Raw genomic sequence first — 16,380 nt, 5'->3', positions numbered from 1 at the left:
GGGGCCCTGTCGTTATTGCGCTGTCCTCATTGCTGCCGTGTTATTGCAACCGAATCATTGCCACAACAGGAAACGGCCGGTCAGGGGTGGCAACTCCACCGTCACGCTGCTGCCGCCCAGAGCCAGGCTCTCGCCACTTTGCAGATCCACCAGGGCGCTGCCGCTGCGCAACTTGCCGGTTGGCAGGTTGTAACTGAGGGGCGTGGTAGAGACGTTGAGCAGGTAGACAATCTGCTCCGCCGCAGTCTGCTTGATGTCGCCGTAGACGCTGCCCTCGGCCACCAGTTTGACCCGCTCCCCCTGATAGAGGGCGGGGTGGGCGGCGCGCAGGGCCAGCAGCTGGCTGAGCCACTGTTTCAGCTCGCCCTGCTCGCTGCTCGGCACGAAGCCGGTGGCACCCGGCACCTTGCCATCGCTGCGGGCCACGTGATCGTCACAGAGCCCCCGGGCCGCACAATCCGTGGTTACCTGGTTGGCAAAGCCGGGCACCTCGTCGCCAAACTCCTCGCCGTAGTAGAGGGTGATGGGGCCGGAGCGGGCCGCCAGGAAGCTGAAGGCCGCCTTGTGGCGCAGCCAGTAGTCCGCCGGATTGAAGTTGCCGCGCTCCAGCAGATCGCCAAAGCGCACCAGATCGTGGTTGCCCAGCATCAGATTCGGCATGGCGTGGGCCGGGTAGTTCTCTACCCTGTTCCAGCTGGCGTCGAGCACGCTGGCCCCCTGGCCGCCCTTGCCGGACTCCTCCACCGCCAGCGCCTGCACCAGGCCATAACGCAGCGGGAAGTCGAACGCCGAGGAGAGCGCCGGATTGTCGCCCGGTCCGTACGCCTGGGCCCGGATCTCGTCGGCCCCCTTCCACACTTCCCCGACCATGTAACCCAGGGTTCCCCACTGCTGGCCGGCGGCCTTGCGCGCCGCGCTGGCCTGCGCCACCTCGCTGCGAATGGCGCGCCAGTCATCCAGCCCCAACTGATAGGCCTGATCGAGGCGCCAGCCGTCGATGCCGTACTGCTCGACCCAGTAACGGGCCACCTCCTTGAAGTAAGCGAGGCTCTCGGGCTGGCCGTAGTCCACCAGCTGGCCCGGGTAGCCGGCGCCGCCGCTCTTGAGGGCAGGCAAGCGCCCCTCGGGGGAGGGCTTGCTCACCCCCACCTTGCCCACGTGGCCGAACACCCCGTCGAGGAAGACGTAGAGGCCGCGCTGGTGCGCCGCGTCCACCAGCTGCTTGAGCTGGGCATTGCTGCCGAAGTTGGGGTCCACGTTGAAGAAGTCACAGGCGAAGTAGCCGGTGGCGTCCAGCTTGTCGTCTCCGCCCTGACCGGCGCAGGAGTCGAAGACGGGAGTCAGCCAGATGGCATTGACGTTGAGGCTCTTGATGTGGTCCATGCTGTCGATGATCCCCTGCAGATCGCCGTTGTGCTGGGAGGGGCCGTAGCCGACGCCGTAGTTGGCGCTGCCGTCACCGTCGACGAAAGACTCCACCATCACCTGATAGATGCGCAAGTTGCAGGCTGGCTGATCATTGCCGTAGCAGGCGCGACTGGCCGTTGCCACGGGAGGATGGGTGATCGGAGGATTGACGACCGGTGTGCCGGCCTCTCCGCCCGCCGTGCCGCTGCCACCACAGGCAGAAAGTAACAGGGCGACCCCGATGAGGCCGCCACGACGCAACGTTCCCTGTTTCATTGTTATGTTCCCGCTGTGAGCGCAAGTGCCTGATGCACCCGTTTTCAGCCATGATAGTGGCCCCCGGCAGTGTCTGTCTGTGACTGAAAACGTTATCTGTCTCAGTGGGTTAGCCAGATATATCCCGGGAGTCGCTCATGGGACGCGCAACGCAAGGCTCGCCATGCTCTCGAAAACAGGGTGAAAGTGACCGGGGCGAAACCGTCACTCGTGATGACCGGCATAACGACGCACAGAAGAAGAGCAAGTTCAGAGCCTGTTAACTAAAGGCTTCCCGCTCGTCGATGGGCATGATCAGATGGTAGACCTCGTGGGCCGACAGGGTGCAACCGGCTGGCCACTCCAGCTGGTGATAACGGTTGATGAAGACACGGGCAACACGCCGCTCCGAATCCAGCGTCGCAAACAGGGGCTGGGTGCACCAGGGAGTGAGATCCAGCGCTCCCGTGGTGCCGTCGGAGAGCACGACAAACAGGCGCCATCCCTGCAAATATTCCACATCGATAAAGACCGGCATCCCTTCGGCTCCGATTGAGAAATTTTCGCCATTATAAGAAGGGATATGCCGCCCATTCGCGCCATAGCTCACATTTCATACAGCAGGATATGCTGTCCATCGGAGGCGATCAAACTCACAATTTTGCATAAGAGGCATGAGGATGACCTCTTTTCTCAAACCGGGATGCAACCTTCCGGCGCCCCCCCTGTCATATTGCCACAACAAATAAAAAAACGTCTGCGGACAGACGTTTACAGGCTCATTCAGGAACAATTATGACAAACCTCAAGCAACGGCTGGGGCCATTCTGGCCCTTTGCCGTTTTCTGTGCGCTCGCCCTTTTTTCGCTCACCCTTGGCAGAATTGCCCTCGGTCTCTGGCAGCTGGAGCGGGTCGATGCCGTCGCCGGTTGGCAGGAAATGCTGCTGCAGGGGCTGAGAGTCGACTTCGCCACCCTCTGCTGGGTCTGGGGCATTCCCGCCATGCTGACCCTGCTGCTGGCGGGCCCTCATGCCATCGGCAGGATCTGGCTGCAACTGATGCGGGTCTGGCTGACCCTGGGGCTCTGGCTGATGCTCTTTCTCGAGGTCTCCACCCCCTCCTTCATCAGCGAATACGGGGTGCGCCCCAATCGCCTCTATGTGGAGTACCTCATCTATCCGAAGGAGGTGTTCGCCATGCTGTGGGCGGGTCGCAAGGGAGAGCTGCTGCTGACTCTGGGGCTCAGCGGCGCCGTGCTGACGGGCAGCTGGTGGTTCAGCGGCCGCTTGATGCGCGGCATCAGCTTCCCGCGCTGGTATCTGCGCCCGGCGTTTGCCCTGCTGATCCTGGCCATCGGTTTCCTCGGTGCCCGCTCCAGCCTGGGGCACCGCGCCCTGAATCCGGCCATGATGGCCTTTGCCGATGATCCCCTGGTCAACTCCCTGACCGTCAACTCCGCCTACTCCCTCTTCTTCGCCATCAAGCAGATGGGGGCCGAAGAGGATGCCAGCCAGTTTTACGGCGAGCTGCCACGCCAGCGGATCCTGGAGCTGGTGCGCCAGGAGAGCGGCCGCGAACCCCACGAATTCAGCTCCGACAGCCTGCCCAGCCAGACCTTCAACGAAGCCAGTTATGGCGGCCAGCCGAAGAATCTGGTGATCCTGCTGCAGGAGAGCCTGGGAGCCCAGTTTGTCGGCTCCCTCGGCGGGCGGCCACTCACCCCCAATATCGATGCCCTGTCGCAGGAGGGGTGGGCCTTCGAGCAGCTCTATGCCACAGGTACCCGCTCGGTACGCGGTATCGAGGCAGTGCTGACCGGCTTCACGCCGACCCCCGCCCAGGCGGTGGTCAAGCTGGGCAAGAGCCAGACCAACTTCTTCACCATCGCGGATCTGCTCAAACAGCGCGGTTACGACACCAGCTTCATCTACGGCGGCGAGAGTCATTTCGACAATATGCGCAGCTTCTTCCTCGGCAATGGCTTCACCACCATCGTCGAGCAGAAGGACTTCGACAATCCGGTATTCAAGGGCTCTTGGGGCGCATCGGACGAAGATCTGATGGCCAAGGCCGACGAGACCTTCCGGGCACTGCACAAGGAGGGCAAACCTTTCTTCAGCCTGGTGTTCAGCTCAAGCAACCACGATCCGTTCGAGTTTCCGGACAATCGCATCGCCCTCTATGAACAACCCAAGCAGACCCGCAACAATGCGGCCAAGTACGCAGATTACGCCATCGGCGAATTCTTCAAGAAGGCGAAGCAGTCCGATTACTGGAAAGACACCCTGTTCCTGGTCATCGCCGACCACGACAGCCGGATCAGCGGCGCCGGCCTGGTACCCATTCCCCGCTTCCACATTCCCGGGGTCATCCTGGGGGATGGCATAGCGCCGAAGAAGGACAAACGGATCGTCAGCCAGATCGACATGGCGCCGACCCTGCTCTCCCTGATGGGGATAAGCGCCGACTACCCCATGCTCGGCAAGGATCTGACCCGCATGCCCGCCGACTGGCCGGGGCGAGCCATCATGCAGTACGACAAGAACTTTGCCCTGATGCGTGGCAAGGATGTGGTGATCCTGCAGCCGGAGCGGGCGGCGGAAGGATTCGTCTATGACGCCGCCAGCGAGAAGCTGAGCCCGGCCCCGCAGCCGGAGGCGATGAAGGAGACCGCCCTCGGGCTGGTGCTCTGGGGCAGCATGGCCTATCAGCAAGGGCTCTACCGGACGGCGCCGGATCAGCGTACCGCCGCCAACTAGGCGACCGTTGCCAGAATAAGAAAAAACCGCCGTTTGGCGGTTTTTTCTTGCTGGAAGCGGCTCTAGGACTGGGGGAAACAGGGCAGGGAGCGGCTGAACTTGTGCTCGAACACCAGGGAGGTCTCGAGGTGCACTACCTCTTCGCGAGAGGTGAAGTGATCGAACACGAAATTGCGCAGGTGCTCGGTATCGGCGACGCAGAGGTGCACCAGAAAGTCGTCCTTGCCCCCCATGTGGAACAGGCTGATCACCTCCGGCAGCGCCAGGATGGCATCGCGGAAGGCATCGATAATCTGGCGGCTGTGGCGGGCCAGCTGCAGGGAGACCATGGCCTGAATGTGGCCACCGAGAGCCTGGTAGTCCACTTCGCAGTGTGCCCCCTTGAGGACATCGTCTTGCTGCAGCTTGCGCACCCGCTCCAGGCAGGTGGAGGGGGCCACGCCCACCAGGGCAGCCAGATCCTTGTTGGTCATGCCCGCATCGCGAAACAGATGGGCCAGGATATCCAAATCCAGTTGATCCAGGTTTCTCATCTTAACTCCTTGAACCGCTAAATTTTTTAGACTCTGCCCGTAAACCCGGGCAAACACAACGACCGTTGACATCGCGCCCGGCCCACCTATGCTTGGCGCCATTCATCGGGCCCGCCCCATTCATGAGGATCCACCATGCACCCGTCTCATCCCTTCTGGAGCCTGGAGGTTCCCCGCGTCGATGGCCAGTTGCTGCTGACCCCCTGTCCGGGCACCCAGCAGGTTGCGCTGACCCAGGCCCTCGAGCAGCTGAGGCTGGCCGGCGCTCATGGGGTCGTGACCATGATGACGGGGGCCGAGCTGATCAGCCACGGCCTGGGCAACCTGGGGGCACAGGTCGAGCGTGAAGGCATGCGCTGGTTCCATCTGCCCATCGAGGATGACAAGGCCCCCGACACGGCATTCGAGCAGGCCTGGTTGCAGACGCTGCCGCAGCTGCGCGAGCTGCTTGGCGATGGCAAGCACCTGGTCATTCACTGCAAGGGCGGCAGCGGCCGCACCGGTCTGGTTGCCGCCGCCCTGCTGATTTCCCTGGGTCAATCCCAGGAAGAGGCCATGGCAGCCATCAGGGCCCGCAGACCCAAGGCGTTTGCCCTGGCCTGCCATCGCCACTGGCTGGATGCCCTGACCCTCAGGCTGGCTGGCGGTTGATCACTGGTTGCCGCCCTTCTCGTAGGTAAACACCTTGCCGATATCTTCCACCCGATAGCTGGTGAGCTGGTAGACGTAGTAGTTGAGCCAGTTGGCAAACAGCAGGTGACCATGGCTGCGCCAGCTGGCCCTCGGGGGTTGGCTAGGATCATTGTTCGGGTAGTAGTTGACCGGAATGGCGGGATCGAGCCCGGCCGCCAGATCCCGCTGATACTCCCCATCCAGGGTCAGGGCGTCGTATTCGGGATGGCCGGTGACAAACACCTGGCGACAATCCTTGGTCGCCGCCAGATAGACCCCCGCCTCCTCTGATTCGGCAAAGATCTGCAGATCGGTGTGGGCACGGATGAGGTCGCCATCAAACGCCGCATAACGGGAGTGAGGGGCGACAAACTCGTCGTCGAAGCCGCGCAGCAGCGGCTCGTGCTCGTCGAGGCGATGGTGGCGATAGACGCCGGAGAGCTTGTCGCCATGGGTCTGTTTCTCCATGCCATAGAGGGCTTTCAGCGCCGCCTGCACCGCCCAGCAGAGGAACAGGGTAGAGGTGACGTGCTGATGGGACCACTCGATGATCTCGACGATGCGCGGCCAGTAGACCACCTCCTCGAACTCCACCAGCCCGAGCGGCGCCCCCGTGATGATCATGCCGTCATAGTTGTTGCCACGCACCTGTTCGAAGTCGTGATAGAAGTTCTCCAGATGCGCCCGGGGCGTGTTCTTCGACTCCCGATCATCGATGCGCAGCAGATCCACATCCACCTGCAGCGGCGAGTTGGAGAGCATCCGCATCAGCTGGATCTCGGTTTCGATCTTCTTGGGCATCAGGTTGAGGATCAATACCCGCAGCGGGCGGATATTCTGGGTGACGGCCCGGGACTCCGTCATCACGAAGATGTTCTCCTGCCCCAGCACCTCGGCGGCGGGTAACTGATCCGGAATCTTGATCGGCATGCTTACTCCCTGTACTGCATCGGTAAATATGTCTGGACATCCAGAAGCCTATAATAAAGCGCCTGACCTGTCATCAGATACCTTTTGTATTCGATCCCGCGTTTGACTAGCATACGGCTCAGTGTGTCTCTCGCAGCCTGGACAATGACTGGTATCAAGATCTCCGTAGACCGACTGCAGGTCGGCAATTTCGTCTCTCTGCCACTGGGTTGGCGCGAACACCCCTTCCTGTTTTCCAGCTTCAAGCTCAAGAATGAAGAGGAGATCGAGCTCATTCGCCGGCTTGGCCTCAAGCTGGTGACCATCATCCCGGACAAGAGCGACGCGCCGCCCAAGCCGTTGAACCAGGTTCAGGCACAAGCGAGCGAAGGGCCGGACACCGCCCTGCGCCAGATCCAGATGCAACAGGAGAAGCTGCGCCGCATCGAACAGTTGCAGCAATACAGACGCAACCTGCAGCAGTGCGAGAAACAGTTCCAGCAATCCCTGGCGCAAGTGCGCAACGTGATGAGCAAGATCCAGTCCCGCCCCCTCAACGCCATCGGCGAAGCGCAGGAGCTGGTCAACGCCATGACGGATCAGCTGCTGGCGGTGGACGAGATGGTGCTGCACCTGGTCTCAGACAGCGAGGATGGCAACAACCTCTACTTCCACTCCCTCAACGTCAGCGTGCTCAGCATGTTGCTGGCCAGGGAGTGCGGCATGGACGCCGGGCAGATCCGCCAGATCGGCATGGGAGCCCTGTTCCACGACATCGGCAAGCTGAAGATCCCGAGCCAGATCCTGCGCAAGACCGAGCCCCTCACCAAGCCGGAAAAAAACCTGATGGCCCAGCATCCGCGCTACGGGCTGGAACTGCTCAATCTGGCCAAGGATTTCCCGGCCGAGGCGAAGGGCATCGTGCTGCACCATCACGAATACCTGGATGGCAGCGGGCCGGAAGGGCTCAAGGGGGGGCAGCTCGATTCCCTCACCCAGATGGTGTCGCTGATCAACGAGTATGACAATCTCTGCCATATCCAGGCCAAGGTGCCCTACTCGGCCCTGAGCGGCCTCTACAAGCAGCGCAAGGCACAGTTCAATCCGGACTACCTCGGCATGCTGATCCGGCTGATGGGGATCTACCCGCCAGGCAGCGTGGTGCAGCTCTCCAACGGCCAGGTCGGGCTGGTGATGTCGGTGAACACCTCCCGTCTGCTCTACCCCTCGGTGCTGGTGTACGACCCGCGCATTCCGCGCCAGGAGGCGGCCATCATCGACCTGCAGCAGGTCGAGCTGACCATCGCCAAGGTGATCCATCCCAAGCGCTTGCCCCCTGCCGTCTTCGAGTACCTCAATCCGCGTACCCGGATAAGCTACTACTTCGAGCACAACAAACCCTGATAGCCAGCCATGGCTCACGACCCGTTTACCCCCAGACCCGAGGAGCTCGCCATGCGCATCGAAATCATCAGTACCGGAGACGAGATAGTGACGGGACTGGTGGTAGATACCAACGCCGCCTGGCTCAGCGCCCTGCTGCTGGAACAAGGCTGGCAGGTGCGCCGCCGCATCACGGTCGGGGACAACCTCGCCGATCTGAAAACCGCACTGCTGGAGAGCGCGAGCCGCGCCGAGGTGGTGCTGGTATGCGGGGGCCTGGGTCCCACCGCCGATGATCTGACCGCCCAAGCGGCCGCCGAAGCTTTCGGGCAACCTCTGACCCTGTTCCCCGAGTGGCTCGCCAGCATCGAGGCCCGCTACGCCAGCCGGGGCAGGATCATGCCTCAGAGCAACACCAAGCAGGCCTGGCTGCCGCAAGGGTGCGAGCTCCTCGACAATCCGGTCGGTACCGCCTGTGGCTTTGTGGTCAGCCATGCCAGCAACCACAGCCAGAGCCGGCTCTTCTTCACCCCGGGCGTGCCGTTCGAGTTCAAGCTGATGGTGCGCGAGCAGATTTTGCCGCGCCTCAAATCCCTTGCGGGTGAGCAGACGGACACCGAACTGCGCCGTTTCTACACCTTCGGCATCTCGGAATCCGCCCTCAGCGACAAGCTGGATGCAGCCCCCTGGCCAGCCGGCATCGAGCTCGGTTACCGCTCCTCCATGCCCCTCATCGAACTCAAACTCATTGGCCACGGAGCCAGCGCGGCAGACATGGATGGCGCCGAGGTGCGCCTGCTCGGGGAGATCCAACCCTGGCTGGTGGGCCGCGGCAACGAGGAGCCAGCCCGGCATATCCTGGCGCTGCTGGGGGAGCGCCCTCTCACTCTGCAGGAAGGGGAGAGCCGGGGTGCATTGCTCGCCCTCTGTCATGACCACCCCGCGCTGGAAGCCGGTTTCAACCACACCCTGAGCGACGATCTCGCGCAGCTGACGGGTTCCGCCAGCGGGCTGAGCCTCACCATAGGTCGGGCTGGCCCGGATGGGGTACCGCTACTGCTCTGCGCCGATGGTCATCGGGTTGGCCAGATGCTGAAGGCGAGCCATCCGGATCAGGAGAGCCTTCGCAAGATCCTCGCCTTCGCCGCTCTCGATATGCTGCGCCGTCACCTGCAAGGGCTGCCCGAACTGGGTGACTATCTGACCATGGTCCGAACGGCGCAACTTCGCTCATAGGCATTTCCTATCCCCCACCCGCCAACGCCGTCAGCGGCACTGACCACGGGCTCTGCCGTCCACTTGCCCAGGGGGCGGATACGCGCGCCACCCACGTCCGAAATTCTTCAGCCTGCATCACTCATTCGCACTTAATGCATTGACCAAACAAAAGAAATCTCTGGATACTGCCGGCACATATCGAATAATCCATCATTGAATGGTTGGTAAATGACCAGTTGGGCCCAACCCCCCTGAGTCGGCAAGGAGAGCGAGTGTTACGCAAAGAGTGGCTGCTGCTATCAAGCGACATGGAACAGGTCTGCCTGCGTATCGCCGCCGGCCTTACCAAACCGGTCACCGAGCAGGATGTGCAGAGCCTGCTGCTCGCCTCCAACTGTCGCCGCTACCAACCGCTCACCGAGGGGATCAAGCAGGCCATCGCCCTGCTCAATACCCTGCTGGCGGATCCGGCGGCCCCTGTCTCTACCACCCCCATCCCCATCGCCCAGCGGCACGATGCCAGGGTGACCATTCTGGTGGAGAAAGACCGGATGAAGGGCATTGCCCAGATCACCGCCGACTGGGGTGGCAAGTACCTGACGCTGGAGCAGCTGCAGGAGGTGATCGCCCAGAGCGAGATCAAACAGGGGGTCAGCGAACCCTTGCTCATGGAGGCCATCCAGTCCGCCAAGGAGGCCAGCCCGGGCAGCCTGCTCAAACTGGTCGTGGCCCGCGGCGAGCCCGCAGTCAACGGCCAGGACACCCGCTATGAACGACTGGTGGAGACGCCGGCCGAACGCATCCTCAAGCCCCAGGAGCGGGAGCACGGCAAGGTCGACCTGCGGGATCTCGGCTCCATCGTCACTGTCAAGGCGGGTACCCAGCTGATGCGCCGCCACCCGGCAACTGCGGGGATCCCGGGATTTACCGTGACCGGGCAGGAGCTGCCCGCCAAACATGGCAAGGACTCCCCCATGATGGCGGGAGAAGGCACCTTCCTCTCCCAGGAGGATCCCGATCTGCTGATCGCCAGCCGCGCCGGGCTACCCTGCCGCGAGAAGTCCGGCATGAAGGTGGATGAGGTGCTCAGCGTCAAGCAGGTGGATGCCCGCCACGGCCATATCACCTTCGAAGGGGGGCTGATCGTCAGCGGCGATATCAACCCAGGCATGAAGGTGTCCGTCAGCGGCGACATCGTCGTCGGCGGCTTTATCGAGGGGGGATTGATTGAAGCCGGTGGCAGCATCACGGTGCGCCACGGCATCATAGGGCGACGCAACGAGCAGGGGGAGTACCTCTGCCAGCTCAATGCCCAGGGTGAGATCCACGCCAGCTACGCCCAGTACACCCAGCTGGCGGCGGGCGGCAATATCCAGATCCAGAGCCAGCTCAGCCACTGTTACAGCCGTAGCGGCCAGGATATCAGGGTCGGCGACAGCGCCATGCGCAAAGGCAATCTGCTGGGGGGGCTCAGCATTGCCAATCGTCTCATCATCTCCCCCGTACTGGGCGCTTCGGCAGGCAACCAGACCCGGCTGCAGATCCTGGGGGGCTACTTCATCCACAAGGAGCAAGAGCAGCAGCTCAAGCAACGCCAGCAAGCCGGGCAACAGCAGCTGGACAAGCTCAAGGAGCTGGTGATGCGACTGGTGCAACTGCCGAGCGACAAGCGCAACCCGGAGACACTGCGCAAACTCAAACCCATCCGCGACCAGCTGCTGGCCGAGCAAAATCAGCTCAGCGACCAGCTGGCCGCCAATCACGAAGAGCTGCAAAAACTGATGGCCGAGATGGATATCATCGCCACCCAGCACCTCTTCCCCGGTGTCGAGGTGGAGATGGCCCACCACCACAATCGGGTCGATATCGAGCACGGCCCCATCCACTTCTGCATCCGCGAGGATCAATTGCTGATGAACCCCTACGAGGGGCGCAAGTAATCCATCCCGTGCCACAGCGGTGCCAGCCGTGATCCCGCCGCCGATTTTCGCTACACTCGCCACTTCCTTGGCCCCATAGGGCGGGCCACCCAGACTCAGGTAGTGAGAGATGTACAAGCTGATCGCATTGGATATGGATGGCACCCTGCTCAACCCGCAGGGCCAGATCCCCCCCCGCACCCATGACGCCATCCGGGCCGCCCGCGCCAAGGGGGTCACTGTGGTGCTGGCCTCCGGTCGCCCGCTGGAGGGCATGAGCCACTATCTGGCGGAGCTTGGCCTCACCGGGCAGGATGATTACGTCATCTGCTACAACGGCGCCCTGGTGCAACAGGTCGCCGATCAGCGCATCATCCGCAGCCAGCTGCTGACCGGGGCCGATGCCAGTGCCATCGCCAGGTTGGCCAACGAGCTGGAAGTCAACATCCACGGTTTCTCGGTGACCCGGGGGCTCATCAGCCCCAAGGTGAGCACCTACACCGAACACGAGTCACGCCTTATCGGCATGCCCATCAATCTGCTGGATTTCGCCACCCTGCCCAGCGATGAGCAGATCATGAAGGTGATGATGATCGACGAGCCGCCCCAGCTGGCCCGCGCCATCGAGCGCCTGCCAGGCGAACTCCATGAGCGCTACACCGTAGTACAGAGCGCACCCTTCTTCCTCGAATTCATGAACAAGCAGAGCAACAAGGGAACCGGAGTCGCTGCGCTGGCCGAACATCTCGGACTGACGGCGGAGCAGGTGATCACAGTGGGGGATGCGGGCAACGATCGCCACATGATCGAATATGCCGGCCTTGGCGTGGCCATGGGCAACGCTACCGACGAGATCAAGGCGCTGGCACAACACATCACCGCGCGCAACGATGAAGATGGCGTCGCCCAAGTGATCGAGCAATTCGTCCTGAACGCCTGACATGCCTGCTTGCCTCATCGCCTGAGAGGCACAACGCAACGGGGGGAGGCCAGCTGGCCTCCCCCCGTTTGTTATGTTGCTATGCCAATCCAGTCTGACTCAGCGGTCTGCGAGGCACTGGGTGTGTGAGCCAGGCTGCAGGTAGGGCATCAGCAAGGGGGCCATCCCCTTGAGCACCTGCACCGGCAGCGCCGAGGTAAAGCGGAACTTGTCGGACTGGCTGCCCGGCACATAGGCGGTCAGGGTGCCGAAATGGTCGTCTCCCAGATAGAAGACAAAGGTGGCGGTACGGTTGCGGGCCAGCGAGCTGGTCACGTTGCCATAACGCCCCACCGTCTCGATCCGGTTGTCCCCCGTCCCTGTCTTGCCTCCCATCGGCAGCACGGTGCCATCGGGCAGGGCGAAAGCCCCGGCGATACGCCGTGCAGTGCCCCCTTCCACTACCTTCGACAACGCATTGCGCAGGGCCGCCGCCACCTCGGCAGGCAACACCCGGGTCCCCTCGCTCTGGGCCGGTGTGAACTCGGTTTCGAACGGCGTGTCCTTGGCAAACGAGAGATGCTCGATACGCAGGGTTGGTGCCCGGATGCCTCCGTTCTGGATGATCCCCATCAGCTCTGCCAGCGCGGCAGGCCTGTCCCCTGAGCTGCCCAGCGCGGTCGCAAGCGACGGCACCAGGTGATCGAAGGGATAGCCCAGCTTGGCCCAGCGTTGATGGATATCGAGGAAGGCCTCGACTTCCAGCATGGTGCGGATCCGCGTATCACGGGCGCTGCGGTGGCGAGTCTTGAACAGCCAGCTGTAGACCTCCTGACGCTCGTCGCGGCTGGCAGCCACGGCATCGGCGAAGGTCGCCTTGTCAAACTCCTTGAGGTAGGCGAGCAGCCACAGCTCCAGCGGGTGAACCCTGGCGATATAGCCTTGATCCGGTAGCGAATACTTGCCCGGGCCATAGCTGACATAGAGCTGGTTGATGCGCTTGTCGCTGAGCTTCTCCCGCGGCAGTCGCTTGGCCAGGAAGGCGGCAAACGTGGCCTCATCGGCATTGGGCAACAGGTAGCGGTGCACCGCCGCCAGTCGCACTGCACTGGGCTTCAGACCGTCGAGGAAGGTATCCAGCTGCTCATCCGGGGTCTTGCCGCGGTATTTGCGCCAGAAGCGCAGCAGATAAGTCTGCCCCTCCTTGTCGGCGAACTTGGCCAGATACTCCTGACGACGGGGATCCTTGTCATCCTTGAGCAACTGGGCGCGATTCCCCTCCTTGTAGAGGCTGTAGCGCACAATATCGCGCATCAGGCGGACAAACGGCAGGTTGATGGACTCGCGCAGCGCATCGCGGATAGGCGGGATCCGGCCGTTGTCCTCCTTGCGGAAGTTATTGAAGGTGTGCATGCCGCCACCGGTAAAGAAACCCTCATAGGGGCTGGCGGAGTATTTGCGATCCAGCGCCGCCTCCAGCATCACCGGCAGGCTCTTGTCCTTGGCCGTCATCAGGTAGGATATGGCCCAGCGGCTGAGATTGTCCTGGGAGGCGTCAGCCAGCTTGCGCAGGCTTGCGGTGGGCATGCCGGCATAGCTGTCGTGCAGCTCGGCCACTATCTCCAGATAGGTGGTCAACACCCGCAGCTTGGCGGTAGAGCCCAGCTCCAGCTTGGAGCCCTCGTTGATATCAAACGGCTGATCCGTGTTGTCGGTCTGTACCCGCACCTTGAACCCTTCCGGAGACTTCTCGAACAGAGTGAAGCTGTAGCGCACATCCCCCGTCTTCTCCGGCGACAGCAGGCGCTCGCCAAACAGCCCGACCTCGGCCGCAAATGCCGGATCGGCGAGCTGGTGCAGATAACGGGACACTTCGGTCTGCAACGGCATGTTGAGGCTGGTATCGGCGGTCAGATCCATCCGATCCAGATCATAGAGCTGCACCCCGAGCTGACGGCTCAAGCGGGTACGGGCCACCTGCAATCCCTTGTTGTTATTGACCTTGGTGACCGCCGGTGACTGCAGGAAGTCACGGAAACTGATCTTGGCCTTGAGCGCAGCCTCCATCAACGGCGGGGTGATCATCCCCTCCTGCACGAAGAGACGCAGGTAGCTGTCGGTGAGCTCGGCGAGTGCCTCGCGCCCCTGTGCCAGATAGTAGGAAGGACGACGGTGGGCGATCATCAGTGAAACCACCTGGCGCAGAGCCAGTCCCTGATCGGCCAGGGAGGCATCCTGGTTACGCGACGGATCCAGCAGCCGGTTTACCTCGTCGACGTCGGCACCGAACCAGACCCAGAGCCCATCCCCCAGACCATGAACTTCACCGTAACCGGGCGCCGCCGAGAGCGGTACCGAGTTGAGGTAGGCCCAGGCAACCAGCTTGCGCGCTTCCAGAGTCTCCGGCCCCAGCCGGTAGGCCCGCACACTGGCGGAGGCCATCTGGCGGATCTTCTCGGTCGGGGAAATAGTCAGGCCATCCGGAGAGTGGCGATACTTCTCGACCTGGGTCGCGAGCGTGCTGCCACCTGCCGACTGATCCTGCATGTCCAGCGCCTTGCCGACCTGGGAGAGCGCCGCCTTGGCAAAACGCGGCCAATCCACCGCCGGGTTGGCCAGCGGCTCCTTGGTGCTCAGCAGATCACGGTTCTCGATAAACAACAGTGACTGGATGATCAGCGGCGGGATCGAGGCAAAATCCGGGTAGTGGTGGGTCGGATACTTGAACTGATAGAAAGGCTCAGCGCGGCAATCGTGGAGCGTCAGCCCGGCCTGCACCTTTTCGGTATAGGGAACGAAGAAACCACGGCTGGCATAGTCATACAGTGCATCGGAGAAATGCACCTGCTGACTGACCTGATAACCGCGCTGCAACAGGCGCTCCTGCATCATCGGCAGCAGCACATAACCCAGCCGCTTGTCGGATGGACCGTCGTCAGGAAAGGCAATCTGCTTGCTCGGCCCAGGCTCGACCTGATAGGTGAGGGTGGCGGCATAGCGCGAGATCTCCCGGGACTGCAGCTTCGAGGTTTTCATCTCGTAGCCGATCAGGGCTATCGCCGCTCCCAGGCATGATAAAAAGAGGAAACAGAATAGCCAGCGCCACCAGGAACGACGCTTGCGTTTCGGATGCGCGTCCGAGGTCGGGATGGATGATTCTTGAGATGCCACTTGTGTCAAATCCGTCTGCTTTGATGCGCCCATATCAGCCCCACCATGGTTGCGCAATTTATTGTGTTACTCTCAAGCTTAGTCTTTTCAAGTCAATGGCTTGAAACTATTAACCGCTTTGGAATGATGGTAACAGGGCAATTCTAAAAAGGGGAGTCGATTGTTGCAGGAGTTGCAGAGATCCGAGCTGATAGCAAAACACCGGCCAATGGCCGGTGTTTTTCAATTCAATCGTGCTTACTTGTGAGAGCTCATGCTCTTGAGCTTGGTGCTCAGATCCTTGCGCTCCTTGGAGAGCTCGGCATTTTTGATGATGTGATCATCAACACGCTCTTCATAGTCGGCGCGCATGTTGGCGATGATGGCCTGCACCTCGTCGATGCTCATGCCCGGCTTGATGTAATCGCTCAGGTTGTCGAGCAGCAGCACACGCTTCTGGTTGTCACGGATCTTCTTCTCGTTATCCGCAATTTCACGCTTGAGTTTGTTCTGGCGACGGGACATACGCACATATTCCAGTACATCGCTAAAGGTGGACTTGTTTACTTGTTCCATATCGATACCACTGACGTAAGGTTGATAAAAACTGGCCAAGTTACGCCTGGTTTCCGACAAGAGAGCGCGGAGCAGGCAAACTCAAGATGTCCTTACTCTACCGAGTTATAAGCGAGATACAACCCTAATCACGCGCCACGGACCTAGATCGGCCAAAAGTAAATCAGCCACAAGAGTCGCTTTCCACCCCTCCGGCATCCTTAAAAAAGATGATAAAACGAGCAACTGGAGACTATTTGAGGCCAAACTGCAGATTATACGAGCTCATCAGGAATCGTTATCTATCGTCGAACTGGCCATAAAAAGGCGAAAGAATACGCAGAAAACAAAAAGCCTTCCCGTCAGGGAAGGCCTTAAAAACAAAAAGAAGCCCAGTCTCTCGACTGGGCTTCTTAAGTAGTGGCGGAGCGGACGGGACTCGAACCCGCGACCCCCGGCGTGACAGGCCGGTATTCTAACCGACTGAACTACCGCTCCGCATTCGGTTAGCTTTCGCTAAAGCTGTTGCTGCTTCTTTATGAGGTGTCATCCTCGCAGCCGGTCATGTGCTTTTCACATCACCGTTTAATTGGGTGCCTGGCAGTGTCCTACTCTCGCATGGCGAATGCCACACTACCATCGGCGCTACCGCGTTTCACTTCTGAGTTCGGCATGGGTTCAGGTGGTTCCACGGCGCTAT

General features: G+C 61.4%; 12 protein-coding genes, 1 tRNA gene and 1 rRNA gene. 6 read left to right on the top strand and 8 right to left on the bottom strand.

Features of this window, described 5'->3' with window-relative positions; genetic code table 11:
* Positions 1 to 54: 54 nt before the first annotated feature.
* Positions 55 to 1,683 (bottom strand): alpha-amylase family glycosyl hydrolase, encoded by a 1,629-nt coding sequence (locus tag ACB028_RS09810; RefSeq protein WP_371144177.1) that lies wholly within the window; start codon positions 1,681 to 1,683, stop codon positions 55 to 57.
* Positions 1,684 to 1,942: 259 nt separating this feature from the next.
* Complete coding sequence (locus ACB028_RS09805; protein WP_042025932.1) at positions 1,943 to 2,200, bottom strand: DUF2442 domain-containing protein; 258 nt, start codon at positions 2,198 to 2,200, stop codon at positions 1,943 to 1,945.
* 257 nt (positions 2,201 to 2,457) lie between these two features.
* Between ACB028_RS09805 and ACB028_RS09800 the strand changes: the two genes are divergently transcribed.
* Positions 2,458 to 4,422: an LTA synthase family protein gene (locus tag ACB028_RS09800; protein WP_371144176.1), complete on the top strand. Its 1,965-nt coding sequence runs from the start codon at positions 2,458 to 2,460 to the stop codon at positions 4,420 to 4,422.
* Positions 4,423 to 4,484: 62 nt separating this feature from the next.
* Here ACB028_RS09800 and ACB028_RS09795 read toward each other — a convergent pair whose 3' ends face one another.
* A complete protein-coding gene (locus ACB028_RS09795; protein ID WP_223379257.1) occupies positions 4,485 to 4,955 on the bottom strand; it encodes an Lrp/AsnC family transcriptional regulator in 471 nt (156 codons plus the stop codon).
* Positions 4,956 to 5,090: 135 nt separating this feature from the next.
* On the opposite strand from ACB028_RS09795, the gene ACB028_RS09790 reads away from it, so the two are divergent.
* Positions 5,091 to 5,606: a cyclin-dependent kinase inhibitor 3 family protein gene (locus ACB028_RS09790; RefSeq protein WP_042072699.1), complete on the top strand. Its 516-nt coding sequence runs from the start codon at positions 5,091 to 5,093 to the stop codon at positions 5,604 to 5,606.
* On the opposite strand, the gene metA is transcribed toward ACB028_RS09790, so the two are convergent.
* A complete protein-coding gene (metA, locus tag ACB028_RS09785; RefSeq protein ID WP_042072700.1) occupies positions 5,607 to 6,557 on the bottom strand; it encodes a homoserine O-succinyltransferase in 951 nt (316 codons plus the stop codon). It abuts the gene before it with no gap.
* A 144-nt stretch (positions 6,558 to 6,701) separates the two neighbouring features.
* Between metA and ACB028_RS09780 the strand changes: the two genes are divergently transcribed.
* The 4 genes from ACB028_RS09780 to yidA all read left to right on the top strand — a co-directional run bounded on the left by ACB028_RS09780 (position 6,702) and on the right by yidA (position 11,996).
* The gene (locus ACB028_RS09780; RefSeq protein ID WP_223379262.1) at positions 6,702 to 7,940 is read left to right on the top strand and encodes an HD-GYP domain-containing protein; all 1,239 of its coding nucleotides are present in this window, start codon (positions 6,702 to 6,704) and stop codon (positions 7,938 to 7,940) included.
* Positions 7,941 to 7,991: 51 nt separating this feature from the next.
* The gene (locus tag ACB028_RS09775; RefSeq protein ID WP_371144175.1) at positions 7,992 to 9,155 is read left to right on the top strand and encodes a competence/damage-inducible protein A; all 1,164 of its coding nucleotides are present in this window, start codon (positions 7,992 to 7,994) and stop codon (positions 9,153 to 9,155) included.
* Between the two features lie 254 nt (positions 9,156 to 9,409).
* A complete protein-coding gene (locus tag ACB028_RS09770) occupies positions 9,410 to 11,077 on the top strand; it encodes a DUF342 domain-containing protein (protein ID WP_371144174.1) in 1,668 nt (555 codons plus the stop codon).
* Between the two features lie 109 nt (positions 11,078 to 11,186).
* Positions 11,187 to 11,996 (top strand): sugar-phosphatase, encoded by an 810-nt coding sequence (gene yidA, locus ACB028_RS09765; RefSeq protein ID WP_371144173.1) that lies wholly within the window; start codon positions 11,187 to 11,189, stop codon positions 11,994 to 11,996.
* Positions 11,997 to 12,095: 99 nt separating this feature from the next.
* Here yidA and ACB028_RS09760 read toward each other — a convergent pair whose 3' ends face one another.
* The 4 genes from ACB028_RS09760 to rrf all read right to left on the bottom strand — a co-directional run.
* Complete coding sequence (locus ACB028_RS09760) at positions 12,096 to 15,179, bottom strand: transglycosylase domain-containing protein (RefSeq protein WP_371144172.1); 3,084 nt, start codon at positions 15,177 to 15,179, stop codon at positions 12,096 to 12,098.
* Positions 15,180 to 15,383: 204 nt separating this feature from the next.
* Positions 15,384 to 15,701, bottom strand: a complete 318-nt coding sequence (tmaR, locus tag ACB028_RS09755; protein WP_026458211.1) for a PTS system regulator TmaR — start codon at positions 15,699 to 15,701, stop codon at positions 15,384 to 15,386.
* A 400-nt stretch (positions 15,702 to 16,101) separates the two neighbouring features.
* Positions 16,102 to 16,178: transfer RNA gene (locus ACB028_RS09750), tRNA-Asp, on the bottom strand.
* A gap of 97 nt (positions 16,179 to 16,275) precedes the next feature.
* Positions 16,276 to 16,380: ribosomal RNA gene (gene rrf / locus ACB028_RS09745) — 5S ribosomal RNA — on the bottom strand; the annotation flags it as partial.

This window comes from Aeromonas sp. S9(2024) (assembly GCF_041403185.1).
Classification (GTDB): domain Bacteria; phylum Pseudomonadota; class Gammaproteobacteria; order Enterobacterales; family Aeromonadaceae; genus Aeromonas; species Aeromonas enteropelogenes.
Note: the sequence above shows the minus strand (reverse complement) of the source record. Positions and strands in the feature narration are given on the sequence as shown.